The following is a 5594-nucleotide window of genomic DNA, read 5'->3' as shown; positions in this document are numbered from 1 at the left end:
TTCACCGACCGCCTATTCGGTCTGCGCAAGCGCGCTGCCACCGGCAAGCACGAGTTCGATGCCTTGTGCCACGATCTGGACATCGAACACCGCCTGGCCCCGCCGCATCATCCGCAGACCAATGGCATGGTTGAGCGTTTCAACGGCCGGATCGAGGAAGTTCTGCAAAGCCATCACTTCCGCTCCGGAGAAGAATTGGAAACCACGCTGCACCGCTATGTGCTGCTTTACAACCAGCAGCTTCCACAATCAGCCTTGGGAAGCAAAACCCCATTGCAAGCGATGAAAGACTGGCACAAACTCAAACCGCAACTGTTCAAGAAGCACCCATATTACCTGCCGGGATGTGACAATTAGTGTCGCGATTGCTACCAAGATTGGCTTCGCGTGACTTCGAAGCTACCGCCGCATTCTAACCTAAAGTAAAGTAGGGTTGTTTTCGTTAAGGCGTCGGAACTTACGCCGTATTTTCAAATCAGCATTTATATCACCCGCAGGTCATGGCGTGATATCTGCGAGGGCAACAAAAAAGCCACCCGAAGGCGGCCTTTTGTAAGTCTTTGAAAAGACTAGCCGAAATGGAGCGGGCGAGGCGATTCGAACGCCCGACCCTAACCTTGGCAAGGTTATGCTCTACCCCTGAGCTACGCCCGCACCGTTTCGGTATGGCACGATGTATAAAGTGCGCGCGGTGGCCGCAAGGGGGAAAATGCAGCGCCGCGCGATTTATTTGCGGTTTGCACGCAGCTGGCCCCGCGCACTTGCTATCGCGGGGCCAGCCGCCTATGCCCAAAGTGAAATCTGGCCATATTGGCCCACCCCGGATAGGAACGGCCTATGATGCTAGACGAACTTTTGGTCCGCAGCGGCGGTGTGTGCGAATTTTGCGGCGACACCACGCGGTTGGGCGGGGTGGATGTGGCACCTGTCGGCCCGGTTGTGCTGTGCGCGGTGTGCCGGGGCGAACGCGCCGATGCGCCGGGCCATTGGCGGTGTTTGGAAGGCGCTGCATGGTCGGGCGTGCCCGCCGTGCAATATGCGGTGTGGCGCCGGTTGCGCAGTCTGGAGGAGGATTGGGCACAGGAGTTGCGCGCAGGCATGGTGTTGTTGCCCGAGGTGCAAATGGTCGTCGATGCGCCCGCAGCGGTGGTGCATCTGGACGCCAATGGCATTACACTGGCGGCTGGCGACACCGTGGTGCTGATCAAGGATTTGCCGGTCAAAGGCAGCAGCATGGTCGCCAAGCGCGGCACGGCGGTCCGCGGGATTACGCTGGTTGCCGATAACGCGGGTCAGATTGAAGGGCGCGTGGACGGGCAGCGCATTGTGATTTTGACGGAATTCGTGAAAAAGAAATAGACGTGGGGGCGCGAGGTCTTTGAGTAAAAAGGGAGGGGGGCGCTGCCCCCCAACGCAGTGCCGCTGTTAGTAATCATTACCTCTGCCAGTAAGGTATCAAAAGGTTTGACCACAGCCCGCCAATTACGGGATTTGCTAGGAACGGCTGATAGTTCACGGTTGTGGCGCATGTTTTCGCCACCATCTTTGCAGGGCGGACACGCTCGTGCGGCGGTCTGGTGGGAAGTGTTTGACCACCTCGGCAATGACCTGCTTATAGGTCATGTATTTGTTCCATCCCGGACGATCACATGGACCCTCGCCGGTCTGCGCTTTTCATGGCACGATCGGTTTTAGGTGACATTCGGGAGGGTGCTCAATGTTGATCCAACTTCATAGCCAGGCGACGACGACACCCAAGATACGAGCAGAGATTCAAGCGAGCGAAGATGCGGCATGGGTTTTGGCAGAGCGGTTTGGGATCACCGAGCAGACAGTTTGGAAATGGCGCAAGCGCGACAGCGTACAGGATCGCAGCCACACGGCGCATCGGTTGCAAACGACACTTACGCCTGCTCAGGAAGCTGTCGCTGTGGCCCTGCGCAAGACCCTGCTGGTGTCGCTGGACGATCTGCTGGCTGTGGTGCGGGAGTTCCTGAACCCGGATGTCTCGCGCTCAGGTCTGGACCGTTGCCTGCGTCGGCATGGCGTGGGCAACCTGCGCGATCTGAAGGCAACGGAGGCCCGCCCCAAGCACAGCGGCTTCAAGGCTTATGAGCCGGGATACATCCACATTGACGTGAAATACTTGCCCCACCCTCTCGGGCCATTGCTGCGCAATGCCCTGCCGGGCAGTGAATGGCTGATGAGAACCGCCGCCGCTATCTGTTCGTGGCAATCGACCGGGCCACCCGTTGGGTCTTCGTCCGTGTCTACAACAGCAAGACGGCGGCCAATGCACGACGTTTCCTGCGCGACCTGGAGCGCGCCTGCCCGATCCGCATCCGCACCATTCTCACGGACAACGGCAAGGAATTCACCGACCGGCTCTTTGGTCTGCGCAAACGTGCAGCGACAGGCGCGCACGAGTTTGACACGCTCTGCGCCGCCCTGGAAATCGAACACCGCCTGACCCCGCCGAAGTCCCCCCAGACCAACGGCATGGTGGAGCGGTTCAATGGCCGGATCGAGGAAGTGCTGCAAAGTCACCACTTCCGATCAGGCGAAGAATTGGAGGCGACGCTGCACCGCTATGTCTGGCTCTACAACCAGCAACTCCCGCAATCAGCTTTGAGTAGCAAGACGCCCTTGCAAGCCATGAAGGACTGGCACAAACTCAAGCCGGAACTGTTCAAAAAACAGCCATATTACCGTCCGGGATGTGACAGGTAGTCAATCCGGCTAAGGACAAAGGCCCGCAATTCGGTATCGGTATCATGGCGCGATGGAACGCCCATTCGGTGTTCGGCGCGGTGCTCGGCGGCGAGTGAAGCCGGGTTAAAAGGGGCTTTAACGCCCCCTTCAAGGGTCGTTAAAATCCGCGTGATGGATGCCCGCGCGCGGTCCAGTGCTTGTGCGGTTTGGCGGGCTTGGATAAGGGCGTCGGTCAGGTTGTCCATGGGCGGGTCTTTCCATCGGCTTGCGGGCCGAACTTTCGCAGATAGCCCCTTACCGTTACATCGGTCACATGCAGGCGGCGGGCGATTTCGGCTGTGGCGTGGCCCTGCCAAGCCAACATTGGGGCGGTCCACGGCTTGGCCAGAGGGACGCGGCGCTGCATCCGGTGGGCTTGTTCGGCCATGGCGCGGGCCAGATCATTCCCCACCAGCGCTTCCAATTTGGAACGCCCCTTGGGATCATCGGCCAAATAAAGCTCCGCCCCGCCAAACGACAAAAAGAATATGACAGCAAGGTCTGCCCCCAACACTTCAACATAGGGTGCAACATTGGCGGGCGGTTTGGGCATAGGTGCGGCGGGCAGGGTCATCGGCAACCTTTCGTTGTTGGGCAGAACGCCCCAGCCGGATCGGGCGATTCAGCCGGGGCGCTTGTCGCCACGCGCACAGGAGAGGACGCGCGACTAAGGGGCGGAACCAGCGCCCCTATTCTTTATCCGTTCAGCGCGCCCGGTTTCAGGCCAAGCTGGGAACAAATCGCCGCCGCCTCATCCGAGTCGTGACCTTGGTCAACATCCCCGGTGCGCCCCGGCTGGTAGCGATTCACTGGCTTGAAAAAGTCGGCAAAGGCGCGCGATGCTTTTGCCAAGAGGGTGCGGAAGCTTTCCGGGTCTTCGTTGGCAAGGGTGGTGGCCCAGCCGCGCATCGCGGGCGTCAGATAGCCCTCGTTAAACGCCTTTTCGGCCATCGCAGACGCCTGCGCCTCTTGCATGATAGAGATGCGCGAATTGCGATCAGACAGCAGCTCGGCCACCGCATGGGCAGGGACGTATTTGCGCGGGTCTGGCGTGGCCTCGCGCGCGGTCGCCAGCTTGCGCAAGAGCGTCCATTACCTAGTCTTCTGTCGCGTCTGGGCCAAGGCCCAACATCTCGGCCAAGCGCTGCATGAAGCTCGGCTGGGCGTCAGGTTTGGCGGGCGGTGCATCGGCTTTGGCGGGCGGGATATTGGGCGGCATTGTGTCTTCCTCACTTGCAAGGGCTTTCAGGTGCAGGCCGGGCCTATGGACAAGGCCCGCACCCTTGAGCCGCATAATTTGGCCCGCTGGGTTGTGATAAAAGGACGGGCTAAGATAGCGGTATTCCTTGCTGCGGATCATCGCGCGCGCGGTTGCCGTCCATTCCACTTGACCCCAAAGGCCGCTTTCATTCGCGGCAAGGGCCTTGATCCATCCCGCCGCTGGAACCGGGCCTTTAAGCTGGGCCTCTGGCTTATCGGCTTGGTGTTCATAGTCGATTGGCAGGTCTGCCAAATCAAATTCGCGCCCGTCCCGCGATTTCATATGACCGTTGGGGAACAAATGGACCCATTCGGGCGCATCCGCTTCCTTTGGCAGCGGCCCCCCTTTTGACAAGGCGACCTCGCAGGTGGCCAGCATCAAGCCTTTCATCATGCGCCCCGCGTCACGGCTTCGTCAAAGCGCACCCAGACGCCCGAACCGTCCAGCGCTCCCACAAAGCCCGCGCGCGACCGGGTGCGGATATGGCGCTCTTTTAAGTTATCTGTTATCATCACAACCATAATAATTTACCACTTTATTAGGTGGATATCGGCACCCAATAAAGTGGATAGCAATGGAAGATTCGTATTCCCAAACTAACTTTGCCGCCCGCCTTCGTCAGTTGCAGGGTAAACAGGGTTGGACCGTCCAAGAGATGGCGGATTTGGCGGGCATACCCAAACGGTCCCTAGAAAACTACATGCGAAAGAATACTCCTCAAGTGCCCAGTGTTGAGGTGCTTGTCAGAATGTCTTTTGGTTTTGGCGTTCCCGTAGATTGGCTTTTGTTTGGCGCTGAGCATGTTGCCGTCTACCAATTAAGGTTAGTGCGCCTTTGCGCGCGCGCCGCTGCCGAACCGTTTATAGCCAGCTTTGTACACGCCGTTGAGCAGTTACGAGACGATTCTCTGGTTGCGAATGTCGTGATCAAAAACCAAAGGTTGTTAGGGCTAACCTCCCAAGAGTGGGCAATGGAGATAGCGGCAGAAGCCGGAAACCGGAAACCGGGTGGAAGGCTTAATCGCGTCCCCTGTCTACGCCAAAACTTTAGGGCACCTCGATTTTTGACTGTTTTCGCGGCAACGGTGCAGCAGTTTACGCCCGAAGCGCGGCAGCGACCTGACCGAGTGTTGCGTTGGGTTTGATGATGTGCTGCCCGTTTCGCTTCTCAGACCTTCGGTTCAGGGCCGTTTTGCGCGATGCGCAGGGCGATCTGCGTCGTTGGTCGACCGTTTTCAGGCTGGGTGTGGGCTGATGCGTCCCAATTGGCCGAGGCGGCGCATGTTGTAGGCGAGGTTTTTCATCCCGATCGCGGCCTTGGCCCGAACCAGACCGATCGTGCGTACCAGGGTGCCGCGCATGTCGTTGGCTTGCGCGCCAAAAATATGCTCGACCCGGACCCGCACAGTGGACTTGGTCCGGTTACTGCCCTTGGCCTGTTCAGTCAGCGGCTTGCCGCGCTTGCCTTTACGGTGGATGTGGCTTTTCAGCTTGCGGTCGCGCAGCTTGGCCTCCATCTCCTCAGATCGATAAGCCGCGTCCGCCCACACGCCGGACCCGGTATTGCCCTGCATCAGCAGGTG

The 5594-nt window shown here is 59.1% G+C and carries 9 protein-coding genes, 1 tRNA gene and 1 pseudogene; 4 read left to right on the top strand and 7 right to left on the bottom strand.

What is annotated here, in order from left to right:
* Nucleotides 1-357: integrase core domain-containing protein (locus BMY36_RS18705; RefSeq protein WP_244888704.1), on the top strand; the 357-nt coding region annotated here is incomplete at its 5' end.
* A 222-nt stretch (nt 358-579) separates the two neighbouring features.
* On the opposite strand, the gene BMY36_RS18700 is transcribed toward BMY36_RS18705, so the two are convergent.
* Nucleotides 580-654, bottom strand: a tRNA-Gly gene (locus BMY36_RS18700).
* Between the two features lie 183 nt (nt 655-837).
* Between BMY36_RS18700 and BMY36_RS18695 the strand changes: the two genes are divergently transcribed.
* A complete protein-coding gene (locus tag BMY36_RS18695; RefSeq protein ID WP_074819075.1) occupies nt 838-1359 on the top strand; it encodes a PhnA domain-containing protein in 522 nt (173 codons plus the stop codon).
* A gap of 358 nt (nt 1360-1717) precedes the next feature.
* A pseudogene (locus tag BMY36_RS18690) lies at nt 1718-2730 on the top strand (IS481 family transposase).
* On the opposite strand, the gene BMY36_RS18685 reads toward BMY36_RS18690, so the two are convergent.
* From BMY36_RS18685 to BMY36_RS20855, 5 genes are all read right to left on the bottom strand, one after another.
* A complete protein-coding gene (locus BMY36_RS18685) occupies nt 2706-2957 on the bottom strand; it encodes a hypothetical protein (protein WP_050520839.1) in 252 nt (83 codons plus the stop codon). The pseudogene BMY36_RS18690 and the gene BMY36_RS18685 sit on opposite strands and share 25 nt — an antisense overlap.
* A complete protein-coding gene (locus BMY36_RS18680; protein WP_050520840.1) occupies nt 2945-3325 on the bottom strand; it encodes a MalT transcriptional regulator family protein in 381 nt (126 codons plus the stop codon). Before BMY36_RS18680 ends, BMY36_RS18685 begins: the two co-directional genes overlap by 13 nt.
* A gap of 122 nt (nt 3326-3447) precedes the next feature.
* On the bottom strand, nt 3448-3834 hold the full coding sequence (locus tag BMY36_RS20865; protein ID WP_050520841.1) for a phage protease: 387 nt from the start codon (nt 3832-3834) through the stop codon (nt 3448-3450).
* Between the two features lie 13 nt (nt 3835-3847).
* Complete coding sequence (locus BMY36_RS20860) at nt 3848-4405, bottom strand: phage protease (protein WP_050520842.1); 558 nt, start codon at nt 4403-4405, stop codon at nt 3848-3850.
* Nucleotides 4402-4524: a hypothetical protein gene (locus BMY36_RS20855; RefSeq protein WP_269430857.1), complete on the bottom strand. Its 123-nt coding sequence runs from the start codon at nt 4522-4524 to the stop codon at nt 4402-4404. The genes BMY36_RS20860 and BMY36_RS20855 overlap by 4 nt, the downstream gene beginning before the upstream one ends.
* Before the next feature lie 62 nt (nt 4525-4586).
* Here BMY36_RS20855 and BMY36_RS18665 point away from each other — a divergent pair, with 62 nt between their 5' ends.
* Nucleotides 4587-5156: a helix-turn-helix domain-containing protein gene (locus BMY36_RS18665; RefSeq protein WP_050520843.1), complete on the top strand. Its 570-nt coding sequence runs from the start codon at nt 4587-4589 to the stop codon at nt 5154-5156.
* 90 nt (nt 5157-5246) lie between these two features.
* Here BMY36_RS18665 and BMY36_RS18660 read toward each other — a convergent pair.
* Nucleotides 5247-5594: transposase (locus BMY36_RS18660; RefSeq protein ID WP_139194153.1), on the bottom strand; the 348-nt coding region annotated here is incomplete at its 5' end.

Source organism: Pseudorhodobacter antarcticus (genome assembly GCF_900110135.1).
In the GTDB taxonomy this organism is placed as follows: domain Bacteria; phylum Pseudomonadota; class Alphaproteobacteria; order Rhodobacterales; family Rhodobacteraceae; genus Pseudorhodobacter; species Pseudorhodobacter antarcticus.
The sequence above is the reverse complement of the archived record's forward strand: the minus strand, read 5'-3'. Positions and strand labels throughout refer to the sequence as shown.

What these genes read in the sequence shown, in the direction of transcription:
- BMY36_RS18695 (WP_074819075.1), top strand. Translation starts at nt 838, where the DNA reads ATGATGCTAGACGAACTTTTGGTCCGCAGCGGCGGTGTGTGCGAATTT.
- BMY36_RS18685 (WP_050520839.1), bottom strand. Translation starts at nt 2,957, where the DNA reads ATGGACAACCTGACCGACGCCCTTATCCAAGCCCGCCAAACCGCACAA.
- BMY36_RS18680 (WP_050520840.1), bottom strand. Translation starts at nt 3,325, where the DNA reads ATGACCCTGCCCGCCGCACCTATGCCCAAACCGCCCGCCAATGTTGCA.
- BMY36_RS20860 (WP_050520842.1), bottom strand. Translation starts at nt 4,405, where the DNA reads ATGATGAAAGGCTTGATGCTGGCCACCTGCGAGGTCGCCTTGTCAAAA.
- BMY36_RS20855 (WP_269430857.1), bottom strand. Translation starts at nt 4,524, where the DNA reads ATGATAACAGATAACTTAAAAGAGCGCCATATCCGCACCCGGTCGCGC.
- BMY36_RS18665 (WP_050520843.1), top strand. Translation starts at nt 4,587, where the DNA reads ATGGAAGATTCGTATTCCCAAACTAACTTTGCCGCCCGCCTTCGTCAG.